Source organism: Roseomonas sp. CAU 1739 (assembly GCF_039839775.1).
GTDB lineage: Bacteria > Pseudomonadota > Alphaproteobacteria > Acetobacterales > Acetobacteraceae > Neoroseomonas.
Window position 1 is genome coordinate 126,391 of record NZ_JBDOQQ010000005.1, and the last position, 21,353, is coordinate 147,743.

The following is a 21,353-nucleotide window of genomic DNA, read 5'->3' on the forward strand; positions in this document are numbered from 1 at the left end:
GCCGCGGGCTGCGTCACCCAGCGCGGCCGGAACCCGCCCTACAGGATGAAGTCGGCGCCGTTCACGCCGTCAGTATCCCCTTCGACGACGTTGTTGCCGCCGAATTGGAAGACGCGAAGCTGGCCGGACACGCTCGTGTGCGCACCGGCGATGCAACTGAACGCGGCATTGCCGGCCCCGGCGCCATGCGCGTCGATCGCCGAGAGGTCGATGCGGCCGCCATGGGCCTTGCTGAAATCGCTGCCCGTGTAGCGCCCCGAGATGGCAAGCGCCGAAGCGGCGATCGTGCGGTATTGGACGAGAGGCGCAACAAGGCGGTCGACCGGCATGTCCCAGCCGACGCCGTCCGGCGATGCTGGCGGGGGCACTGCCGCAGGCTACACTCGACGCGATGACGCCTCCTTCCCCTGCCATCGACGTCGCCATCATCGGTGCCGGCGTCGTCGGCATCGCGACCGCCTGCCATCTGGCCGAGGAGGGTCGCCGCGTCCTGCTAATCGACCGCGAGGAGCCGGCGCGGGGTGCGAGCTTCGGCAATGCCGGCGGCCTCGCCTTCTCGGATGTCATGCCGCTGGCGTCTCCGGGCATCATGCGCAAGGCGCCGGGATGGCTGCTCGACCCGCTCGGGCCGCTGGCGATCCCGCCTGCCTACCTGCCGCGCATCGCGCCCTGGCTGTGGCGCTTCTGGCGCGCCAGCCGGCCCGATCGCGTGCGCGCCAGCATGGTCGCGCAGGCGGCGATGATGCGCCTGGCACGCGAAGCGATGGGCGCGCTGGTCAGCCGCGCCGGGCTCGGCGACATGCTGCGCTCGGATGGCGTGCTTGAACTGCATGAGAGCGAGGCCGAATGGCGCGCCAGCCTGCCAGGATGGGAAACGCGGGCGCGCGAAGGCATCGCCTTCGAGCATCTACGCGGCGAGGCGATCGCCGCGTTGCAGCCGGGCCTCTCGCCGCGATTCGGCTTCGCCACCTTCGTGCCCGGATGGCAGAATGTGGCGGATCCCTATCGCTTCGCGCTGGGCCTGCTGGACCATGCGCAACGCCGTGGCGCCATTCTGCGGCGCGGTCGCGTGCTGGCGGTGGAGGCTGTCGGTGACGGCGCGCGCATCGCCATCGAAGGCGGCGATGCCATCGCGGCGCGCCAGGCTGTGATTGCCGGTGGCGCCTGGTCGCGACCGCTGGCGCGTGCGCTGGGGGACGACGTGCCGCTGGAGACCGAGCGCGGCTACAACACCACCCTGCCGCCCGGCGCCTTCGACCTGCGGCGGCAGCTGACCTTCCCGGGCCATGGCTTCGTCATCTCGCCGATCGGCGGCGGGGTGCGGGTCGGTGGCGCGGTCGAACTTGGCGGGCTGACGCGCCCACCGAATTTCCGGCGCGCCGAGGCGATGCTTGGCAAGGCCGCGCGCTTCCTGCCCGGGCTGCGCACGGCGGGCGGGACGCAGTGGATGGGCTTCCGTCCGTCCTTGCCGGACAGCCTGCCGGTGATCGGGCCGTCGCGCGCCAGCGCGCGCATCATCCATGCCTTCGGGCATGGCCATCTCGGCCTGACGCAATCCGCGGCGACCGGGCGGTTGGTAGCCGATCTCGTCGCCGGGCGGGTGCCATCCATCGACATCGCGCCCTTCTCCGCGCAACGCTTCTGAACTTTCGGAGACGCCCCATGGCACGCCACACCTTCTCCTGCATCGACGGGCATACCTGCGGCAATCCGGTGCGCCTCGTCGCCGGCGGCGGGCCGTTGCTGCAGGGGGCGACGATGATCGAGAAGCGGGCGCATTTCCTGGCCGAGTTCGACTGGATCCGCACCGGGCTGATGTTCGAACCGCGCGGCCACGACATGATGTCGGGCTCGATCCTGTATCCGCCGACGCGGCCGGATTGCGACATCGCCATCCTGTTCATCGAGACCTCCGGCTGCCTGCCGATGTGCGGCCACGGCACCATCGGCACGGTCACCATGGCGATCGAGAACGGGTTGGTGACGCCGAAGCAGTCTGGTGTGCTGAAGCTCGACACGCCGGCGGGCGTCGTCACCGCCGAATACCGGCAGGATGGCGCGCATGTGGAGGAGGTACGGATCACCAACATCGCGTCCTTCCTGCATGCCGAGGCGCTGCCGGTGGAATGCCCGGGGCTGGGCCGACTGACGGTCGATGTGGCCTATGGCGGCAATTTCTACGCCATCGTCGATGCGCAGGAAAATTTCCGCGACATGGCGGATTTCTCCGCCGGGCAGTTGGTCGAACTCAGCCCGAAGCTGCGTCGCGCGCTGAACGACGCCTATGACTTCGTCCATCCGGAAAAGCCGGAGATCCGCGGCCTCAGCCACATCCTGTGGACCGGCGTGCCGACGAAGCCGGAGGCGAGTGCGCGCAACGCGGTGTTCTACGGCGACAAGGCGATCGACCGCTCACCCTGCGGCACCGGCACCTCGGCGCGCATGGCGCAATGGGCGGCGAAGGGGCGGCTGCAGCCGGGCGACGCCTTCGTGCATGAGAGCATCATCGGGTCGATGTTCCATGGTCGCGTGGAAGCCGCGACGAGCGTCGGCAACAGGCCGGCGATCATTCCGTCCATCGCCGGCTGGGCGCGGCTGACTGGCTACAACACCATCTTCATTGACGACCGCGACCCCTACGCGCATGGCTTCCAGGTGGTGTGACGGCCGGGCGCATCAATCCTCGAGGAAGGCGCGCACTTCGCGCCGGATGAAGGCGGCATCCTCCGGGTTCGCCGCGGGGTTGCCGGCGCGATGACCCCAGATCGACGGGATGGGTGTCAGCGTCCCGTGCTTCAGATGCGCCAGTTCGGCGGCATTGTCGGCTACGCGGAAATAGAGGTCGGTTTCGCAAGGCAGCAGCAGCACGCGCGCCTCGATGGCGGCCAGCGCGCGCGACAGGTCGCCGCCGTGGCGCGGATGGTCGGCGATGTCCGCGGCATTCCAGGTCCGCAATTGCGCCAGCAGGTCGGCTGCGGCCCGGCGGGAGAAGCGGTCCTCCGCGTCGACGCGCATGAAGGTGTCGAGGTCGGGGGCGTTCAGTGCGGAGAGATGCAGCCCGGCCCGATAGAAATCCTGGCTCAACCACCAGCCGGCATAGATCCGCCCGAAGGCACGCAGCGCCGCATGGGGCTGGGCGCGGAACAGCGCCGTGCCGTCGTATTCGGGCGCGGCTTCCAGCGTCGCCATCAGCCCGGCGAGGAAGACGCGGTTGTGCACTGAGGTCCGCGCGCTGCCGCAGATGGCGACGATGCGCGCGACATCCTGCGGATAGGCCGCGCCCCAATGATAGGCCTGCTGCGCCCCCATCGAGTTGCCATAGACCGCATGCAGGCGGTCGATGCCGAAGAGCTCGGTCAGCAGGCGCCGCTGCGCGGCGACGTTGTCCCAATGCGTCACCAGCCGCGGCCAGGCCGCGCTGTTGCTGGGGGATGATGACAGGCCATTGCCGAACATGCCGGGAATGACGATGAACCAGCGGGTCGGATCGAGGATGCCCTGCGGCCCGATCAGCCATTCGAGGTCGGAGGGATGCGCCCCGAAAGCGGTCGGGAACAGCACCGCGTTGTCGCGCGCCGGGGCGAGCGTGCCATGCGCCCGCCAGGCGATCCGCGCATCCACCAGCGTGCCGCCCCGGTGCAACGGCAGATCGCCAAGGAGGAAGACGCCGTCGCGCACAGGCCAGGTCATGCCGCTCTCCGTTCCCGACGCGGTCATGCTGGACCCGTCCTCGGGAGGAATCCGGGTCCAGTTCGTGTTCGGCGCGCGGCATCCGGGTTTGCCGTCGGGCCGGGCCGGCGCCATCTGGCCCGTGCGGCGCGGTCAGACTAGGCTCACGGTTTCATGACCGGAAGTGTCCGCCTGGCCGGCGCCGCCCCGCGCCATCCGGAACGCCTTGGCGCCGCCACCGCGATCGTGGTCGCGCACCGCCCGCCGGAGGTTGCATGAAGGACGAACGCGCGGCCAAAGCCGCCCCATGGGAGACTGCACCAATGACCACCACCCGCCGCACCCTCCTTGCCGCGACCGCCGGCGCGCTTGCCGCGCCGGGCCTCGCCCACGCCCAGGCCGAGACCTTCCGCGTCGGCGCGCTGAACCCGGTCACCGGCGCCGGCGCGCCCTATGGCACCGGCATGCAGCGGATGATCCAGGCGGCGGTCGAGGCGATCAACGCCGCCGGCGGCGCGAATGGCCGCCGCATCGAGGTCTTCGCCGAGGACACCCAGACTAGCCCGCAGGCGGCGGTGCTCGCGGCGAAGAAGCTGATCGAGGTGAACCGCGTGCGCGCGATCCTCGGCACCTGGTCCTCGGGCGTCTCGCTCGCCGTGGTGCCGCTGACCAATGAGGCCGACATCATCCTGATGAACACATCCGGCGCGCCGGCGCTGTCGGTGCCGCCGGCGAATGCGAAGGGCCTGTCCTACCGCTTCCAGGCGACCAATGACCGCTTCGGCCGCGCCTTCGCCGAGATCGCGGTGCGCGAGGGCTTCCGCAAGCCCGCCACCATGGCCTTCAACAACGCGTCCGGCATCGGCAATACCGATGGCTTCCGGCGCGCCTGGGCGGCCAAGGGCAACCAGAACGGCGAGCACGTCGTCTATGAGCCGAACCAGCCTTCCTACCGCGCCGAGTTGCTGCGTGTGCTGAACACGCGCCCCGATGTGATCGTCATGGGATCCTTTCTGCCCGACACCACGATCATCCTGCGCGAGTGGTTCCAGACCGGCATCCCCGTGAAGTGGATCATTCCGGGCTGGGCGGCCAATCCGCAGCTCGTGCAGGCGCTGGGGCCAGCGGTGACGAACGGCATCATCTCGGTCGATTCCGTATCGAATGAGGGATCCGAGGCGTTCACGACCTACGATGCCGCCTACAAGCGCGTGATGAACCAGCCGGGCCTGTCCAACGTCTATGCGGCGATGACCTGGGACATGGCGAACACGCTGGCTCTGGCCATCGAACAGGCGAAATCCTTCGAGACGGCGGCGATCAACGCCGCGATCCGCCAGGTGGCGAACCCGCCAGGCGAGCAGGTCGGCACCTATGCCGCCGGCAAGGCCGGCATCGTGGCGGGGAAGAAGATCAACTACGAAGGCGCCTCCTCGGTGCTGGATTTCGACGAGCATGGCGATGTCACGCCCGATTTCGGCGCCTATTTCATCGAGAACGGCGCGTTCAACCGGCGCTACGTCGTGAAGATCTGACAGCGTGCTCGGCGCGCTTCTCGTCGCCGGCATCGTGCATGGGCTGATCGTCGGCCTCGCCGCCCTGGCGGTGACGCTGGTCTTCGGCATCGCCCGCTTCCCCAACGCGGCGGCTGGCGACACCATGACGGCCGGGGCCTATGCCGGCCTGTTCGCGCATCAGGCGAGCGGGTCGCTCGCACTGGCCGGCGGGGCAGCGGTGGCGACGTCCGGGGCGGTGTCGCTGGCGGGCTACCTGCTGGTGTTCCGCCCGCTGGCGCGACGGCCGGTCGCCGCGCTGCTGGTCGCTTCGATCGGCGTCGCCTTCGTCATCCGCGCTGCCCTCGGCGTGATCTTCGGCCACCAGCAGCAGGTCTTCCAGGTGCCGCTCGCCTGGCCGATCGAGGTGATGGGGCTGCGCATCCCGCCCATGGACATCACGCTCGCTGCAGTCGCGTGCTGCGCGCTGGCGGCGGCCTTCGGCGTGCTGCACCTGACCTCGATCGGGCGGCAGATGCGCGCGGTGGCGGATGACCCCGACCTCGCGCGCGTGTCCGGCATCCGGCCGCTGCGGGTGATGATCGCGTTGTGGCTGCTGTCGGGTGCGGCGGCGGGGATCGCCGGGCTGATGCTGGGGGTGAAGACCATCGTCTCGCCCGAGATGGGTTGGGAGGGGCTGCTCACCGCCTTCGCCGCGGCGATCCTGGGCGGCGTTGGCTCACCGGCGGGTGCGGTGCTGGCGGGGCTGCTGCTCGGCGTCACGCAGGAACTGTCCACGCCCTATGTCGGCTTCACCTACAAGATCGCCATCGCCTTCGCCGTCATGCTCGCGGTGCTGCTGGTCCGCCCGCGCGGGCTGTTCGGCCGGGTGGAGGGCGTTCGCTGATGGAGGCCTATCTCCTCGCCATCGCCATCGTCGCCGCGATCTATGTGCTGCTGACGCTCGGCCTGACGCTGCAATACGGGCTGACGGGGCTGGTGAATTTCGGCCATGTCGGCTTCTTTGCGATCGGCGCCTATGCCTCCGCGCTGCTGTCGCTGCAGGGCGTGCCGCTGCTGCTCTCCTTCCCCGCGGCCGCACTGCTCGCGGCCCTCGCCGCCTGGCCGATCGGCCTGGTGGCGCTGCGGCTGCGGGAGGACTACTTCGCCGTCGTCACCCTCGGCTTCAGCGAGACGGTGCGCCTCGTCATCACCTCCGAACGCTGGCTGACCAACGGCGTGCAGGGCGTGCCCGGCATTCCCCGCACCTTCGCGGGGCTTGGCGTCGGCATGCCGGGCGCGCTGGCGACACTTGGCGCCATCACGCTGGTCTGCGTCGTCGCCGCCCTCGCGCTGCGGCGCATCGCCCGGTCCCCCTTCGGCCGCGTCATCGAGGCGATCCGCGACAATGAGGAGGCGCTGAAGGCGCTCGGCAAGGACCCCGCGCGCTTCAAGATGCAGGTGCTGGCATTGGGCGCGGCGCTGGCCGGCGTGGCGGGGGCCTTCTATGCGCACTACATCACCTACCTCTCGCCCGACCAGTTCATCCCGCTCGTCACCTTCTATGTCTGGATGGCGATGATCATGGGCGGCGTCGGGCGCGTCTCGGGTGCCGTGGTCGGCGCGCTGCTGCTGATGCTGTTCCTGGAGGGCACGCGCTTCCTGCGCGACATCGCGCCCGACGCGATTTCCTCCGTGGACATGGCGAGCCTGCGGCTCGGTGCGGTCGGCCTTGCGCTGATCCTGTTCACGCTGTTCCGCCCGCAGGGCCTGGTCGGGGACTACACGCGCCGATGACCCTGACCGTTCGCGACATCACCAAGTCCTGGGGCGGCTTCCGTGCGCTGGATGGCGTGTCCTTCAGCATGGAGAGCAGCGGGCTGCTCGGCATCATCGGCCCGAACGGGGCGGGCAAATCCACGCTTTTCTCCGTAGTCTCGGGCTTCATCGGCGCCGATGCCGGCAGCGTCAGCCTGGGTGGCGCAGCGTTCGACCGGATGGGGCCGGCGGCGCGGGCGCGGGCGGGCATGGTCCGCACCTTCCAGGTGCCGCGCGAATTCCACCATTTGACGGTGCGGGAGAACCTGATGGCCGCCGCCCCCGGCCAGAGCGGGGAGGGCCTGGTCGGCCTGTTCCTGCGCCCGGGACGGGTGCGCGCCGAGGAGGTGGCGATCCGCGCCGAGGCCGACGCCACCATCGATTTCCTGCGCCTGGCGCCGGTGGCCGACACGCCGGCCGGCCGACTGTCGGGCGGGCAGAAGAAGCTGGTCGAACTCGGCCGCGCGCTGATGGCGAAGCCGCGGCTGATCCTGCTCGACGAGCCCTTCGCCGGGGTGAACCCGGTGCTGATCGCCGAGATCGCGGAACGCATCGCCGTGCTGAACGCGCGCGGCATCGGGTTCCTCGTCATCGAACACGATCTCGACGCGCTGTCGCGGCTGGTGCCGCGCCTGGTGGTGATGGATCGCGGGCGCGTGCTGGCGGAAGGCGCGCCGACGCAGGTGCTGCTGGATCCGGCGGTGCGCGAGGCCTATCTCGGCGGGGTGGCGGCATGACGCTGTTGACCATCGCGGGCCTCACCGGCGGCTATGGCGAGACCGACATCCTCAACGGCATCGACCTGACGCTGGACGAAGGCGAGATCCTGACCGTCGCCGGCACCAATGGTGCTGGCAAGTCCACGCTGGCCAAGGCGGTGATGGGCCTGCTGCCGCGCGTCGCCGGGCGGGTGATGCTGGGTAGCGCGGACATCCTGCATGAGCCGGTGGAACGGCGCCTCGCACTCGGCATCGCCTATGTGCCGCAGGTGGGCAATGTCTTCCCCACCCTGTCGGTGATCGAGAACCTGCAGGTTGTCGCCGGTGTGCCCGATCAGCGCGGGCGCATCGCCGAGATGTTCGCGACTTTCCCGGCGTTGGCCGAGCGCCGTCGTGCCCGGGCGGGTTCGCTGTCCGGCGGCGAGCGCCAGCAACTGGCCTTCGCCCGCGCGCTGATGGCCCGCCCGCGCCTGATCGTGCTGGATGAGCCGACCGCGGCCCTTGCCCCCGCCCGTGTCGCGGAATCCTTCGAGCGTATCCGCGCCCTGCCGTCGCTCGGTGTCAGCGTGCTGATGGTGGAACAGCGGGCGCGGCAGGCCCTGGCCGTGTCGGACCGCGGCTGCATCCTCGATGGCGGGCGGGTCGCGATGCTGGGGGAAGCCGCCACGCTGCTGGCCGATGAACGCGCCGCGGCGCTGTATCTGGGGCGTGTCGGCGGCGCGTGACGCTGGCTACGGCTTTGCGATGCCAGGAAACTCTGGAGCGGGCGAAGGGAATCGAACCCTCGTCACTTGGTTGGGAACCAAGAGCTCTACCATTGAGCTACGCCCGCAACGCCCCCCGTATAGGCGGCCAGCCCACCCCCCGGCAAGCCACCCGCTTGACCCGCCGCCCCGCGCGGGCGTAACCAAGTCCCCGGCGGAAACGCCCCTCGCGATTTGTCCGGCCAGCTTGCGGCGAGGTCCCCCAACCCGGGACGCATCCGATGGATGCGGAAAACAAACGCGCTAAACGGCCGTGCGGGCGCCATGCGTCCGCCGCCCCGCGAAGGGCCGGACGCCGTCCATTCCGTGAAGGTGTGTCCCATGGCCAAGTCCCGTCCCGAACGTCCGCTCCGCCCTGCCACGTTGCTCGTGCGCGGCGGGCAGATGCGCTCGGATTTCGACGAGACGTCCGAGACGATGTACCTCACCTCCGGCTTCGCCTACGACAGCGCCGCGCAGGCCGAGGCGACCTTCAACGGCACCGTCCAGCACTACCAGTATTCCCGCTTCGGCAACCCGACCGTGGGCATGCTCGAAGCCCGCATCGCCGCCCTGGAAGGGGCGGAGGCCTGTCGCGCCACCGCCACCGGCATGGCCGCGGTGCATGCGGCGATGCTGTCGCACCTCAAGACCGGGGACCGCGTCGTCGCCTCCCGCGCGCTGTTCGGGTCATGCCACTGGATCGTCTCCACGCTGCTGCCGCGCTACGGCATCGCCACCGAATTCGTCGACGGCGCTGACCTGGGCCAGTGGGCGGCCGCGCTGTCGAAGCCGGCCGCACTCGTGCTGCTGGAGACGCCGTCCAACCCGATGCTCGAGATCGTGGACATGCGCGCGGTCTGCGACCTGGCCCATAAGGCCGGCGCGATCGTCGTGGTGGACAATGTGTTCGCCACGCCGCTGCTGCAGAAGCCGATGCAGTTCGGCGCCGATGTCGTCGTCTATTCCGCGACCAAGCATTTCGACGGGCAGGGGCGTGTGCTCGGCGGCGCGGTGCTCGGACCGAAGAAGTGGGTCGAGGACACGCTGCAGCCCTTCATACGCAACACCGGCCCGTCGATCAGCCCGTTCAACGCCTGGACCATCCTGAAAGGTCTGGAGACGCTGCATCTGCGCGTCCCCGCCATGTGCCGCAGCGCGGCCGCGGTCGCCGACATGCTGGCCGAACGCGCCGAGGTCTCCCGCGTGCTGTATCCGTTCCGCGCCGACCATCCGCAGCAGAAGCTGGCGATGGCGCAGATGTCCGCGGGCGGCACGCTGGTCACCTTCGACCTCAAGGGCGGCAAGGACGCCTGCTTCCGCTTCATGGACGCGATGCGGCTGATCGACATCTCGAACAACCTCGGCGATGCGAAGTCGCTGGCGACGCATCCGGCGACCACCACGCATATGCGGGTGGGTGCGGAGGAACGCACCCGCCTGGGCATCACCGACGGCACGGTTCGGCTGTCGGTCGGGCTCGAGGATGTCGCCGACATCATCGATGACCTGTCGGAAGCGCTCGATGCGGCCGCGCCCTCCGCGGCGCGCGCGGCGGAATAGCGCGCCATGGCGATCGACACCTGGCTCGCCTTCGTCGCCGCCACGATGGTGATGCTGGCGATCCCGGGGCCGACCATCCTGCTGGTGATCGGGCAATCGCTCGGCGCCGGCAGCCGGGCGGCGCTGCCGCTGGTCGCCGGCGTGGCGCTTGGCGACCTCACGGCGATCACCTTGTCGCTGGCGGGGCTGGGGGCGCTGTTGGCGGCCTCGGCCACGCTGTTCACCGTGCTGAAATTCGCCGGCGCGGCCTATCTCGTGTGGCTCGGCGTGAAGCTGTGGCGGGCGCCGGTCGAAGCCGCGGCCACCGCCCCGGTCAGCGCGCGGCGGGCGATGCGCGACGCCTATGTGGTGACCGCGCTGAACCCCAAGGGCATCGCCTTCTTCGTCGCCTTCGTGCCGCTGTTCGTCGACGCGAGCAGCCCCTTCTTGCCGCAGGCGGTGGTGCTGGTCGCGACCTTCGTCGGCCTGGCGGCGGTCAACGCCGCGATCTATGCGCTGATGGCCGCCCGGCTGTCGGGCGCGGTGCGTCGGCCTGGCGTACGCCGCGCGTTCAATCGCTGCGGCGGCACCGTGCTGGTGGGCGCCGGCCTCGCCACGGCCGCCATGCGGAACCATTGACGCCCCGCCACGGCACGCAAAGGTGGACAACCGCCCGGGCCGGACGTTTGATGACCACCAGCGAAACAGGGTCGCCATGGCCAGGAAGGACGAGTTCAGCGCGTCAACGCGCCACATCCGCGTCTCGGTGCGGGCCTTCTACCTCGCGGACCAGTCCGAACCCGACAAGGGGCAATTCGTCTGGGCCTATCGCGTGGAGATCGCCAATACCGGGCGCGAAACCGTGAAGCTGCTGCGCCGCACCTGGCACATCACCGATGCGCTCGGCCGGACCCAGACGGTGCATGGCGCCGGCGTGATCGGCGAACAGCCGGTGCTCGAACCGGGCGGGCGCTTCGAATACACCTCCGGCACGCCGCTCGCGACCGCCTCGGGCTTCATGCAGGGCACCTACCACATGGTGGTGACCGAAAGCGGCGAGGCCTTCGATGTCGCCATCCCGGCCTTCAGCCTGGACAGTCCGCACCAGCCTTCCGGCCGGGTGCATTAGGACCGGCACCCCCCTGCCGCCCGGGTTGCGGAGCCGTGACACAGCCCCATCTGCGGATCAGCACCGGCCCGCCGCATGGCCCCGGGGCCGAGACCGCCCGCCGCGCGACCCTGGAAGGAAGCCCGCCCGTGAACATCCAACTGCCCGCTTCCGCCCAGACTCAGGACACGGCGACGACCCAGCCGCGCCCGACCCAGGAGGAGGCCGAGCAGGCGATCCGGACCCTGCTGCGCTGGGCCGGCGACGATCCTTCCCGCGAAGGGCTGCTCGATACGCCGAAGCGCGTCGCGCAGGCCTATCGCGAATGGTTCTGCGGCTATGAGGAAGACCCGGTCGAGCTGCTCGCCCGCTCCTTCGAGGAGGTGGAGGGCTATGACGAGATGGTCGTGCTGCGCGACATCCGCCTGGAATCCATGTGCGAGCACCACATGTGCCCGATCATCGGCCGCGCGCATGTCGCGTATCTGCCGAGCGGGCGCGTGGTCGGCATCAGCAAGCTGGCCCGCGTCGTCGAAGCCTATGGCAAGCGGCTGCAGATCCAGGAGAAGATGACGGCGCAGATCGCCAACACGCTGCTCGACGTGCTGCAGCCCAAGGGGGTGGCGGTGGTGATCGAGGCGGTGCACCAGTGCATGACGACGCGCGGCGTGCACAAGACGGGCGTGTCGATGGTGACCAGCCGCATGCTCGGCGCCTTCCGCGACGATCCGTCTACCCGGCGGGAATTCCTGTCGATGATCCAGGGGCAGCGCGGGTCGGGCGAGGGCTGAGCGGCCGCTTGCCGAACCCGGCACCGGCCCGCGCCCCCATCGCGGCCCAGGCCGGCGGCCCTGCGGGTCACCAGGCCTTCTTCGCCCCGCGCGGCCACCAGGTCCCGTCGGGCTCGATCTGGAAGATGTGCGTTTCCTCGTCCGGGTGCGTGTTGTAGCCGGAGCCGGTCGGAATGATCTTGGTGACGGTGCCGATATACTGCAGCGGCTGGCCAGTGGTGACCTGCACCTCGGAATAGGGTGCCACGGACAGGAAGGCGGCGGCCGCGGGCATCGGTATGTCGCCACCCGGATCATAGACATCGCCAATGCCCATCCACTGCATCGCGAGCGTCTGGGCATTGGTCTCGACCGCGCGCCAGCCGCCGCTCTGCTGCCACAGGCTGGTCTGGGGCACGATATTGGCGGAGATGTCCGGCCCCCCGAGGTCGAGCGCCATCAGGTGCCCCTTGTCCGTCCCCCAGTTCATGCCCGTGCTGAAGCCGCTGAGCGGGGAGGGAGCGGACGGGCGGCCCTTGGTGGTGACCGGCACGATGATGCCCATGACCCGGCGCGGATTGGCCTCGGCGATCTCATAGAGGGTGAACGGGTCATTGTCGGAGATCGTCACGGGCCCCGCCCAGCCCGGCCGTTCATAGGGGCCGAACATCTGCATGGACCTGATCGTACCCATCGGCGCCTCCGCTGCGGCATCATGACGATGCATCATGGCGAAGCCGGGTGCTCCGCGGAATGCACGTCTGCCGGCGCGGCTGCTACCGCGCGGCCTCGACCGACAGGGCCGCCACCGCCCGCGCGATGGCCCCGGCACGCGCGCAATCCACACTGATCGGCCAGCGATCCTCCGGCGCGTGGAACCATGGGTTCTTGCCGATCAGCGAGAGATAGCGCCCACCCCGTTCCTCGATCTCATGCGCCTCGCCATTCGCCTTGCCGCCGGTCACCACCTCGAGCGGCGCGGCCGGATGGCCTGCGGCGCCCAGCAACGCGGCCATGCGTTCGGCCATGCCCGGCACGTTGGAGCGCACGGTCAGCCGTTCATCCTCCGCCGCGCCGAGATTGGCGCCGAGATGGATCACCAGCGGTGCGTCCGTCGCGAGCCCCGGTTCCGCCGCGAAGGCCTGGTGCGCGCCGATATGGCCAAGCTCATGCCCGCAGGTCGCCAGCCCGACCACGCCGCGCGACCGCTGCGCCCCGGCAAGCGCCTTCAGCGCCGCAAGCCAGGCCAGGATCCCGCCGCCACGTTCGGCGGTGCTGGTCCACCAGGAGGTGCGCGGCGTCAGCAGCAGCAAGGGCGGCCCCGCGCCCGGCAATTCCGCGCGGATGGAATGCGACAGGGCGGGCGCGCGCGTGCCGGCGGCGACCATCCGGGCCTCGGCCCCCGCCTCGGCCAACGCCAGCAGCCGCGGTGCGTCGCGTCCGGCCAATTGCAGCACTGGCGGGCCAAAGGGGGCCTCCAGGTCATGGGCGTTCAGCGGTGCCAGCCCATCCGGCTTGGTGCGCAGCGCAATGACGATGCCGGCATGGCGGCTCTCCGCCCGCGCCTGCGCGAAGGCGTTGCCGGGCAGGCTGGCGGCGGCGGGGTCCATCTCGGCGACGCCGATCGGCGCGTCGGATCCGATCGGGCCAAGCCGCCCGGCGATGCCCTCCGGCCCGGTCAGGCCGCCATCGAACAGCGGCAGGCCCTCGAAGGCGAAGCCGGCGCCTTCCAGCGCGGCGCGGCCAGGCGTCAGGCGGGTGAAGGGGGCGGGCAGGAGGCGCGCCTCGGCCCCGGTCGCCCCGGCCTTGCCGAGCAGCCAGGTGGCGGCGGCGGCGTCGCCCTCGCCGCCGGTGCGGCGGTCCCCGAAGGCGTCGTAGTCGGCAAAGAAGCTGGCGGGGTTCATTCGATGGTCGCGCCCGAGATGCGCACCAGGTCGCGTAGCCGCTCGACCTGGCCCGGCCAGGCGGCGGCATAGGCGGCCGGGCTTTCGGACAGGATGATCGCCCCGCCCTCGGCCTCGAGCGCCGTGCGCAGCGCGGCATCGCCCTGCACCGCGTCGCGGAAGGCGGCATGCAGGCGCAGCGTCACGGCTTCCGGCAGGCCGGCCGGGCCGACGACGGAGGAGGTGCTGGTCACCGGCGGGACGCCGGGGGCGACCTCGGCCAGCGTCGGCACCGCGGGCAGCGCCGCCATGCGCTGCGACCCGGCGGTGACCAGGATGCGCACCGCGCCCTGCTGCTGGCGCGGCAAGGCGATGTTGCTGATGGCGAAGGCGAAATCGACCTCGCCCTGCTCGACCGCCAGCGTCGCCTGGTTGGCGCCGCGATAGGGGACGTGAATGCCCTCGGCGCCGATCGTCTTCAGCAGCGCGGCGCCGGCCATATGCGCCGGCGTGCCGACCCCGCCCGAGCCATAGCGCAGCCCGCCGCCGGTGCGCCGCGCGGCCGTCAGCAGCGCGGCGATGTCCTGGAAGGGTGAGGCCGTGCGCACGGCGAGCACCGCCGGGTTCTCGGCGATCTCGGTGACCGGGGTGAAGTCGCGGAAGATGTCATAGCCGGGGTTGGCCTGCATCACCGCATGGGTGATCGCGGTGCCGCCGGTCCACAGCAGCGTGTAGCCATCCGGCGTGGCGCGGGCGACCGCCTGGGCGGCGATCAGCCCGCCCGCCCCGGCGCGGTTGTCGATCACGAAGGACCCGCCGAGCGGGCCGGCGGCCTTCGCCGTGATCAACCGCGCCAGCGTGTCGGAGGAAGCGCCGGGCGCGAACGGCACGATCATGCGCACCGGTCGATTGGGGAAGACGTCCTGCGCTCGGGCAGGGGCAGCCGCCAGCGCGGTGATTCCGATCAGGGCCGTGCGTCGCCGCATCATGCCGTTCCTCCGGTGCTTTGGCGTGACGCTAGGCCGGATCGGACAGGTGGGGAACGGGCGCCTTGGCGGCGGGTGCTGAAATTGCTGATGGCCGGACTGCGTCGGCAGCCCCTTGAGCCGGCAGATGGCTTTCCCATCCCGGCAAAGGCAGTTGGAGAGGCGCTGCCCCATTGGCGGGAAGTTTGGGCGCAGTGGCGCCTCGGAGAGGGGCTTTGCCCCTCTCCGAACCTCACGCCACCAAAGGCTTAAGGCCTTTGGAAACCTCGGTTTTGGCGCTGGACATCGCGGTTCGGTCCGAGAATCATGATGTCGTGCCTGGCACCCCTCCAGCCCCGCGCCGCCGCCCCATGCAAAGCACCAAAATCCCGCGGTCCAGGAGCCCGTTGGCTCCTGGCGGGGTGGCTTGGAGGGGCAGCGCCCCTCCAATCTTCGCGCCTATGAGGCGCTGCCGCTCCGTCAGCCAACCGCTTCCCCCTCGACCTCCACCGCGAAGGCGGGGCTGGCGAGCCCGGCGACAATCAGCAAGGTGCTGGTCGGCGCATGCCCGCCGAGAAAGGCGTCGCGCTGCCGCCGCCAGGCCGGGATCTGCGAGGCATCGGTCAGGAACACTGTCATCTTGATCAGGTTCGCCACCGCCATCCCATGCGCGGAGAGCACCGCGCCGAGGTTCTCGAGGCACTGCTTCATCTGGTCTTCCGGCTCGGCCACCGGCGTGCCGTCCGGTCGCAGCCCGACCTGGCCGGAGATGACCAGCCGCCGGCCCTCGCCTTCGATCAAGGCGGCCTGGGAATAGCGGGATGCCGGCTTCGGCGCGCCGTCGGGGTTCGAGAAGGTGACGCTGGCCATGGCCATTCCTCCGGTCAGATGTCGAGTGAAGCGGGTTCCGCTGGCGGTGCGGCCTGGGCGTCGGGGGGTGCCGGGGCGGGGGCGCCCGGTTCCGGCGCCGGCCCGCGCAGCACGGAACGCAGGTTGCGCCGCAACTGGTATTCGAACTCGACATTGAGGTCGTTGCCGGCGAGGCGGACGATCGCCTCCGCCGCGCGGGCGCGTTCGGCCTGGGTGCCGGCCGGCTGGGTAGCGGTCCGGCGCACCTCGGCCTCGGCGAAGCCCGCCGGAGCGCCATCCTCGCCGATGATCTCCAGCCGGCAGCGCATCACGCAGGTCAGGCGTTCCGTCGCGGTGGTGAAGACACCGCCCGCACCCGCGCTTTCGCGCGTCAGCGTCGCGATCTGGGTCCGGAACCGCGCCGAACCCCCGCCACCAGCCGCCGAAAGCCGGTCCTGCGCCATGGCCTGCACGACCACGGATGGTATCAGCGGGGCGGGGGGCATGGTGCGCGTCGCGGCGGCGTCGGTGGCCGGGACCAGTTCGATCCGACCGACCGCAAGGCGCAGGGGCGTCAGGTAGCCATAGGAGGGCGGGCCGACGGTTGCGACCGCCACCGGTTCCTCCCGCCCGCCGCAGGCCGCGGTGGCCAGCAGGCCGGCGAGGGCGGCGCGGCGGTCGATCGCCATCAGCCCTGCTCCGCGCTGCGGATCTCGGCGCGGTCGAAACGGAAACCCAGCTTGCAGAATTCGCAGGTCATGGTGATCACCCCGTCTTCGGCCATGTGGTCGAGGTCGTCCGAACCGAAGCCCGCCAGCACGCCCGACAGGCGCGCGCGCGAACACCGGCAGCCGTAGGAAAGGGCGCGGGCGCGGTCGAGGGCAAGCCCCTCCAGGCTGAACAGCCGGTGCAGCAGGCGTTCGCCGGGCAGGGCATCGTCCAGCAATTCGGCATCGGTCAGCGTGCCGGCGAGTGCCAAGGCAGTGCGCCAGGCATCGTCCTGGGCGTCCTGGTCCTGGTCTTCGCCCACGCCGCCGGCACCGGCGACGCGTTCGATGATCAGCGCGGCGGCGCGCCAGCCGGCCTCGGTGCGCGCGCAGGCGAGTTGGACGTGGGTGGCCAACTGCTCCGAGGTGCGGAAATAGGTGTCCGTCATCTCGGTCAGGGTCTCGCCCTCGATGGCGACCAGGCCCTGGTAGCGATCCATCTCCGGCCCCTGGTCGCAGGTGAAGGCGAGGTAGCCTTGCCCGAGCATGGCCGCGGCACTGGGCACGGTGCCGTCGGCGAGCAACGGCGCGAGGCGTTCGGCATCCGCACGGGCATAGCCACGCAGCGCACCCGCATCGGTGCAGTCAGCCAGCAGCATCGGCACCGGGCCGTCGCCCTTGGCCTGAAGGCTGAAGGAACCGCGGAATTTCAGCGCGGCGGCAAGGCCGGCGGTCAGCGCCAGCGCCTGTCCGGCCAGTGCCGTGACCGCCGGGTCGTTGTCATGCCGCGTCAGCAGCGCGTCGGCGAGCGCGCCGAGGCGCACTAGGCGGCCGCGCACGGGCTTGTCGCGCAGGTGGAAGGGCTGCACGCCACGCGGCACGACGATGTCGGGCACCGGCGGGCGGTCATGATTGAGGAAGTCGGGGGTGCGGGAGGGTTCGGTAGGGCTGGACACCGGGCCTAGATAGGGCGGGAGGGGGGGCGTGGCCAAGGCGGGTGATATCCTAAAACTGCGATACTTCAGGCCTGCAAGCGAGTCCCGGCACGATACGCAGACGGCGCAATTGATAATATTCCCATAATCTGCCCGTCACCGCGCCCGCACGGATCGTCTGCGATGTCGCGGCCGTGGACCGGCCCGCTCGGCAAGGCTCAACCGAGCATGCCCGTCCGATAGAGCGTCACCCGCAGCCCGCCATGCGGCACCGGTGCCCCAGGCGGCAGGAAGGGCAGGCCCGTGGCATGCGCCAATTGCGGCTCGGCCGTGACGATCCCGACGCGCCAACCCGCGAAGCGGGTCAGCAGCACCTGCCCAAGCGCGCGATAGAGCGGCGTCAGCGCCTTGCCTTCCCCCAGCCGATTGCCATAGGGCGGATTGACGATCACCAGCCCCGGCGGTCCTTCGGGCGGAACGAGTTCGCTGATTGTTGCCTGGCGGAACTCGGTCAACGCGGTCACGCCCGCCCGCTCGGCATTGGCGCGACTCATGGCTATCGCGCCCGCATCGCGGTCGCTGCCGTGGAAGCGCAGCATCGGTGCGGGGCGGGACTTCGCAGCGCGCATCTGCTGCCAGGCCGCCTTGTCGAAGGTCGCCAGTTGCTCGAAGGCAAAGTGGCGAGCGCGGCCGGGATTGAGGCGCGCGGCGATCTCCGCCGCCTCGATGACGAAGGTGCCCGACCCGCACATCGGATCGACCACTGGCTCACTGCCATTGAACCCGCATTGGCGCAGAAACAGCGCGGCCATGGTCTCGCGCAGCGGCGCCGCGTTCACCGCTTCCTTGTAGCCGCGCTTGTGCAACGGCTCGCCCGAGGTATCGACGCTGATGGTGCAGAGGTCGTTCTCGATGCGCGCCATCACGGTGATCGCGGCGTCGGGCGCTTCGGGCGCGCCGAGCGTGTCGCGGATCGCCGTCGCGATGCGCTCGGCCGCCGCGCCGCTATGCCAGATCCGCGACGATGCGCAGGAGGCCTCGACGCGGAACGGCACATCCGGGCGCAGCACCTCGGCCCAGGGCACGCGATGCGCCAGCGTGTCGAGCTGCGCGAGATGGACGACGCGGAACGATGCGATGCGGGCGAGGACACGCCCCGCGCCGCGCACCCACAAATTGGCGCGCCACACCTCCGGCCAGCGACCCTTGATGACCACGCCGCCAGGGACGGGCTTGGGGCTGTTGAAGCCCTTGTGGCGCACCTCGTCGCACAGCATCGGTTCAAGGCCGGGGGCGGTGGCGAGGAAGATGTCGAAGGGGGCGTCGTTGGTCATGGGGTCCGTGGGGGGAACGGCGGAGGAAGATCGGAGGGGCGCCGCCCCTCCGAACCACCCCACCAGGGGGCTGCGGCCCCCTGGACCGCGAGCGATTGGTGCCCGGTGCCGAGGTTCGGCCGAGCGATGATGGAAGCCGTCGTGACGGCAATCTCGGCGTGAGGCGTTGATTTCCATGGGCTTAGCGTCCTCGGACGCCTGCTCCCGTCGCGAAGCCTTACGGCGGGACGATGTAGGCGATTTGCGCTTCCAGGTCCCTGACCTGGCACTTGCCGGTCATTCGCCGCCCGCCACGCCCAATACCGGAAACCCGCGGTCCAGGGGCCCGTTGGCCCCTGGTGGGGTGGCTTGGAGGGGCAAGGCCCCTCCAACCGTCACGCCATCCCCAGCGCCCACAGCAACACGCCCTTCTGGGCATGCAACCGGTTCTCCGCCTCGTCGAACACAACGCTTTGCGGCCCATCCATCACCTCGTCGGTGATTTCCTCACCGCGATGGGCGGGCAGGCAATGCATCGCGATCGCATCGGGTGCCGCATGCTTCAGCAGCCCGGCGTTCAACTGGTACGGCGCCAGCAGGTTGTGCCGTGCCGGCGCCTTGCCGTCGCGCTCGTCGGACATCGACACCCAGGCATCGGTCACGACGCAGCGCGCGCCGGTCACCGCCGTCACGGGGTCGTTGGTCAGCTCGATCTTGGCACCCTGCGCGCGCGCCCAGTCGATCAGCGCGGCGGGTGGTGCCAGTTCCGGCGGGGTCGCGATGCGCAGGATGAAGCCGAAGCGCGCCGCAGCCTGGATGAAGGATTGCGCGACGTTGTTGCCATCCCCGGTCCAGGCGATGACCTGGCCGGCGATCGGGCCGCGATGTTCCTCGAAGGTCATCACATCGGCCATGATCTGGCAGGGATGCGAAATGTCGGTCAAGCCGTTGATCACCGGCACCGTCGCGTGTTCCGCCAATTCGCGGATCTTCCGCACGTCGTCGGTGCGCAGCATGATCGCATCGACATAGCGGGAGAGCACACGCGCGGTGTCCTTCGGCGTCTCGCCGCGGCCCATCTGCATGTCGCGCGACGTCAGCACGACCACGTCGCCACCCAATTGGCGCACGCCCACTTCGAACGACACGCGGGTGCGGGTGGACGGCTTTTCGAACAGCAGCGCCACGGTCTTGCCGGCGAGCGGCTTGTCGGTGACTTCCCCGCGCTTGGTGCGCGACCCGAGATCGAGCATGCGCCGCAGGGAGGCGCTGTCGAAATCCATGATTTCGAGGAAGTGACGGGGGGCGCTGGGCCCCCCGTCGATCGGCTTGAGCACTGCGCTCACTTCGCCGCCACCTTGGCGTTGGACGGCGTCATGCGGCGGCAGGCGCGGTCGAGCAGTTCGACCGCCTCATCCGCATCGGCCTCGGTGATGATGAGCGGCGGCGCGAGCCGCAGCACGTTCATCCCCGCCGCCACCGTCAGCAGCCCTTCGGTCACCGCGGCGGCCTGCATGTCGCCGTTGGACACCGCCGGGGTCAGCTTCAGGCCGCAGAGCAGGCCACGACCACGCACGGCCTCGACCACGGAAGGATGCTTCGCGACCAGGCCTTCCAGCCCGCGCCACAGATGCGCGGAGACTCGCTGCACCCCATCCAGGAAACCCGGTGCGAGGACGACGTCCAGCACCGCATTGCCCGCCGCGCAGGCCAGCGGATTGCCGCCATAGGTCGACCCGTGCGTCCCCGGCTTGAGGTACTGGGCGACCTTCTCCTTGGCGAGCACGGCGCCGAGCGGGAAGCCGCCGGCGATGCCCTTGGCCGCGGACATGACGTCCGGCTCGATCCCGGCCCATTCATGGGCCCAGAGCTTGCCGGTGCGCCCCATGCCGGACTGCACCTCATCCAACGCCATGATCAGCCCGTATTCGTCGCAGACCGCACGGATTTCCTGGAGGAACCGGTCGGAGCAGGGGCGCACGCCGCCCTCGCCCTGCACCGGTTCGATCATGATGCCGGCGGTCTTCTTGCCGATCGCCGATCGCAGCGCGTTCATGTTGTCGAAGGGCACGTGCTGGAAGCCTTCGACCGGCGGACCGAAGCCGGCGAGGTACTTCTCGTTGCCCGTCGCGGCGAGCGTCGCGAGCGTGCGCCCGTGGAAGGCGCCCTCAAAGCAGATGATCTCGTAGCGCTCGGGATTGCCGGTTTCCGCCTGATATTTGCGGACCGCCTTGATCATCCCCTCATTCGCCTCGGCGCCGGAATTGCCGAAGAAGACGGAATCGGCGAAGGACGCGGCGACGTGGCGCGCGGCCAGCTTCTCGGCCTCCGGGATGCGATACAGGTTCGAGACATGCATTACGCGCCCGGCCTGATCGGCGATCGCCTTCGTCAGGTGCGGATTGGCATGGCCGATGCTGCTGGTGGCGATGCCGGCGCCGAAATCCAGGAATCGTCGCCCATCAACCGTCCACAGGCGCGCGCCCTCGCCCCGCTCGAAAGCAAGGTCGGCACGGTTGTAGGTCGGCATCAGGGCGGGGATCACTGAAATCCACTCTCCGCTTCTTCCCGCCGGCGGGCAGCCACGACCATCGCGGCGCTGGCGCGCAGGAAAGGCGGGAGACTAACCGCAAGTCACACCCGGGAGGAAGGCCGCCCGTGGGATTGCGCCATGTCCGGCACGAAAGTCACGTCTGCGCAATCAGGCACGGCGCGCCGGGAGGCGCAGAGGGCCGGTTCGGATATGCGCCGGCATCGCGTCGTGTATTGGGGACCGGAGAGGGCCTTGCCCCCTCCGGACCTCCCCCACCAAAGGCTTAAGGCCTTTGGAAACCTCGAC

The 21,353-nt window shown here is 70.1% G+C and carries 22 protein-coding genes and 1 tRNA gene; 11 read left to right on the top strand and 12 right to left on the bottom strand.

Going from position 1 to position 21,353, the window contains the following annotated elements; genetic code table 11:
* Window positions 1–38: 38 nt before the first annotated feature.
* On the bottom strand, window positions 39–329 hold the full coding sequence (locus AAFN86_RS10750) for a hypothetical protein (RefSeq protein WP_347543311.1): 291 nt from the start codon (window positions 327–329) through the stop codon (window positions 39–41).
* Between the two features lie 62 nt (window positions 330–391).
* Between AAFN86_RS10750 and AAFN86_RS10755 the strand changes: the two genes are divergently transcribed.
* Both AAFN86_RS10755 and AAFN86_RS10760 read left to right on the top strand, forming a co-directional pair.
* Window positions 392–1,645 (top strand): FAD-dependent oxidoreductase, encoded by a 1,254-nt coding sequence (locus tag AAFN86_RS10755; protein WP_347543312.1) that lies wholly within the window; start codon window positions 392–394, stop codon window positions 1,643–1,645.
* Window positions 1,646–1,662: 17 nt separating this feature from the next.
* Window positions 1,663–2,664 carry a 4-hydroxyproline epimerase gene (locus AAFN86_RS10760; RefSeq protein WP_347543313.1) on the top strand — a complete coding sequence of 334 codons (1,002 nt, stop codon included), beginning with the start codon at window positions 1,663–1,665 and terminating at the stop codon, window positions 2,662–2,664.
* 12 nt (window positions 2,665–2,676) lie between these two features.
* Here the strand turns inward: AAFN86_RS10760 and AAFN86_RS10765 are convergent, their stop codons facing one another.
* Complete coding sequence (locus AAFN86_RS10765) at window positions 2,677–3,717, bottom strand: alpha/beta fold hydrolase (protein ID WP_347543314.1); 1,041 nt, start codon at window positions 3,715–3,717, stop codon at window positions 2,677–2,679.
* A 275-nt stretch (window positions 3,718–3,992) separates the two neighbouring features.
* Between AAFN86_RS10765 and AAFN86_RS10770 the strand changes: the two genes are divergently transcribed.
* Genes AAFN86_RS10770 through AAFN86_RS10790 form a run of 5 tightly spaced genes read left to right on the top strand, consistent with a single transcriptional unit; the run spans window position 3,993 to window position 8,424 of the window.
* Window positions 3,993–5,204 (top strand): ABC transporter substrate-binding protein, encoded by a 1,212-nt coding sequence (locus tag AAFN86_RS10770; protein ID WP_347543315.1) that lies wholly within the window; start codon window positions 3,993–3,995, stop codon window positions 5,202–5,204.
* A gap of 4 nt (window positions 5,205–5,208) precedes the next feature.
* Window positions 5,209–6,069, top strand: coding sequence for a branched-chain amino acid ABC transporter permease (locus tag AAFN86_RS10775; RefSeq protein WP_347543316.1), 861 nt, complete (start codon window positions 5,209–5,211; stop codon window positions 6,067–6,069).
* Window positions 6,069–6,959, top strand: a complete 891-nt coding sequence (locus AAFN86_RS10780) for a branched-chain amino acid ABC transporter permease (protein ID WP_347543317.1) — start codon at window positions 6,069–6,071, stop codon at window positions 6,957–6,959. Before AAFN86_RS10775 ends, AAFN86_RS10780 begins: the two co-directional genes overlap by 1 nt.
* Entirely contained in the window at window positions 6,956–7,717 is a 762-nt protein-coding gene (locus AAFN86_RS10785; RefSeq protein WP_347543318.1) for an ABC transporter ATP-binding protein, read from the top strand. Before AAFN86_RS10780 ends, AAFN86_RS10785 begins: the two co-directional genes overlap by 4 nt.
* Window positions 7,714–8,424, top strand: coding sequence for an ABC transporter ATP-binding protein (locus tag AAFN86_RS10790; protein WP_347543319.1), 711 nt, complete (start codon window positions 7,714–7,716; stop codon window positions 8,422–8,424). The genes AAFN86_RS10785 and AAFN86_RS10790 overlap by 4 nt, the downstream gene beginning before the upstream one ends.
* 33 nt (window positions 8,425–8,457) lie before the next feature.
* Here AAFN86_RS10790 and AAFN86_RS10795 read toward each other — a convergent pair.
* Window positions 8,458–8,531 (bottom strand) — tRNA-Gly (locus AAFN86_RS10795).
* Window positions 8,532–8,784: 253 nt separating this feature from the next.
* On the opposite strand from AAFN86_RS10795, the gene metZ reads away from it, so the two are divergent.
* The 4 genes from metZ (at window position 8,785) to folE (ending at window position 11,883) form a co-directional block, all read left to right on the top strand.
* Window positions 8,785–10,005, top strand: a complete 1,221-nt coding sequence (gene metZ, locus AAFN86_RS10800; RefSeq protein ID WP_347543320.1) for an O-succinylhomoserine sulfhydrylase — start codon at window positions 8,785–8,787, stop codon at window positions 10,003–10,005.
* A gap of 6 nt (window positions 10,006–10,011) precedes the next feature.
* Window positions 10,012–10,623: a LysE family translocator gene (locus AAFN86_RS10805; protein WP_347543321.1), complete on the top strand. Its 612-nt coding sequence runs from the start codon at window positions 10,012–10,014 to the stop codon at window positions 10,621–10,623.
* A 76-nt stretch (window positions 10,624–10,699) separates the two neighbouring features.
* Window positions 10,700–11,113, top strand: coding sequence for a Co2+/Mg2+ efflux protein ApaG (gene apaG / locus AAFN86_RS10810; protein WP_347543322.1), 414 nt, complete (start codon window positions 10,700–10,702; stop codon window positions 11,111–11,113).
* 128 nt (window positions 11,114–11,241) lie between these two features.
* A complete protein-coding gene (folE, locus tag AAFN86_RS10815) occupies window positions 11,242–11,883 on the top strand; it encodes a GTP cyclohydrolase I FolE (protein ID WP_347543323.1) in 642 nt (213 codons plus the stop codon).
* Between the two features lie 67 nt (window positions 11,884–11,950).
* Here folE and AAFN86_RS10820 read toward each other — a convergent pair whose 3' ends face one another.
* From AAFN86_RS10820 to AAFN86_RS10860, 9 genes are all read right to left on the bottom strand, one after another.
* Window positions 11,951–12,556 (bottom strand): hypothetical protein, encoded by a 606-nt coding sequence (locus tag AAFN86_RS10820; protein ID WP_347543324.1) that lies wholly within the window; start codon window positions 12,554–12,556, stop codon window positions 11,951–11,953.
* 82 nt (window positions 12,557–12,638) lie between these two features.
* Window positions 12,639–13,766: a hypothetical protein gene (locus tag AAFN86_RS10825; RefSeq protein ID WP_347543325.1), complete on the bottom strand. Its 1,128-nt coding sequence runs from the start codon at window positions 13,764–13,766 to the stop codon at window positions 12,639–12,641.
* The gene (locus tag AAFN86_RS10830) at window positions 13,763–14,734 is read right to left on the bottom strand and encodes a tripartite tricarboxylate transporter substrate binding protein (protein ID WP_347543326.1); all 972 of its coding nucleotides are present in this window, start codon (window positions 14,732–14,734) and stop codon (window positions 13,763–13,765) included. The genes AAFN86_RS10825 and AAFN86_RS10830 overlap by 4 nt, the downstream gene beginning before the upstream one ends.
* 456 nt (window positions 14,735–15,190) lie before the next feature.
* On the bottom strand, window positions 15,191–15,580 hold the full coding sequence (locus AAFN86_RS10835; protein WP_347543327.1) for a RidA family protein: 390 nt from the start codon (window positions 15,578–15,580) through the stop codon (window positions 15,191–15,193).
* A gap of 14 nt (window positions 15,581–15,594) precedes the next feature.
* A complete protein-coding gene (locus AAFN86_RS10840; RefSeq protein WP_347543328.1) occupies window positions 15,595–16,248 on the bottom strand; it encodes a hypothetical protein in 654 nt (217 codons plus the stop codon).
* On the bottom strand, window positions 16,248–17,222 hold the full coding sequence (locus AAFN86_RS10845) for an Hsp33 family molecular chaperone HslO (RefSeq protein WP_347543485.1): 975 nt from the start codon (window positions 17,220–17,222) through the stop codon (window positions 16,248–16,250). Before AAFN86_RS10845 ends, AAFN86_RS10840 begins: the two co-directional genes overlap by 1 nt.
* Before the next feature lie 197 nt (window positions 17,223–17,419).
* Window positions 17,420–18,535 (bottom strand): class I SAM-dependent RNA methyltransferase, encoded by a 1,116-nt coding sequence (locus AAFN86_RS10850; RefSeq protein ID WP_347543329.1) that lies wholly within the window; start codon window positions 18,533–18,535, stop codon window positions 17,420–17,422.
* Window positions 18,536–18,909: 374 nt separating this feature from the next.
* Window positions 18,910–19,860, bottom strand: coding sequence for an ornithine carbamoyltransferase (gene argF / locus AAFN86_RS10855; RefSeq protein WP_408906596.1), 951 nt, complete (start codon window positions 19,858–19,860; stop codon window positions 18,910–18,912).
* Entirely contained in the window at window positions 19,857–21,059 is a 1,203-nt protein-coding gene (locus AAFN86_RS10860) for an aspartate aminotransferase family protein (protein WP_347543330.1), read from the bottom strand. The genes argF and AAFN86_RS10860 overlap by 4 nt, the downstream gene beginning before the upstream one ends.
* Window positions 21,060–21,353: the final 294 nt, after the last annotated feature.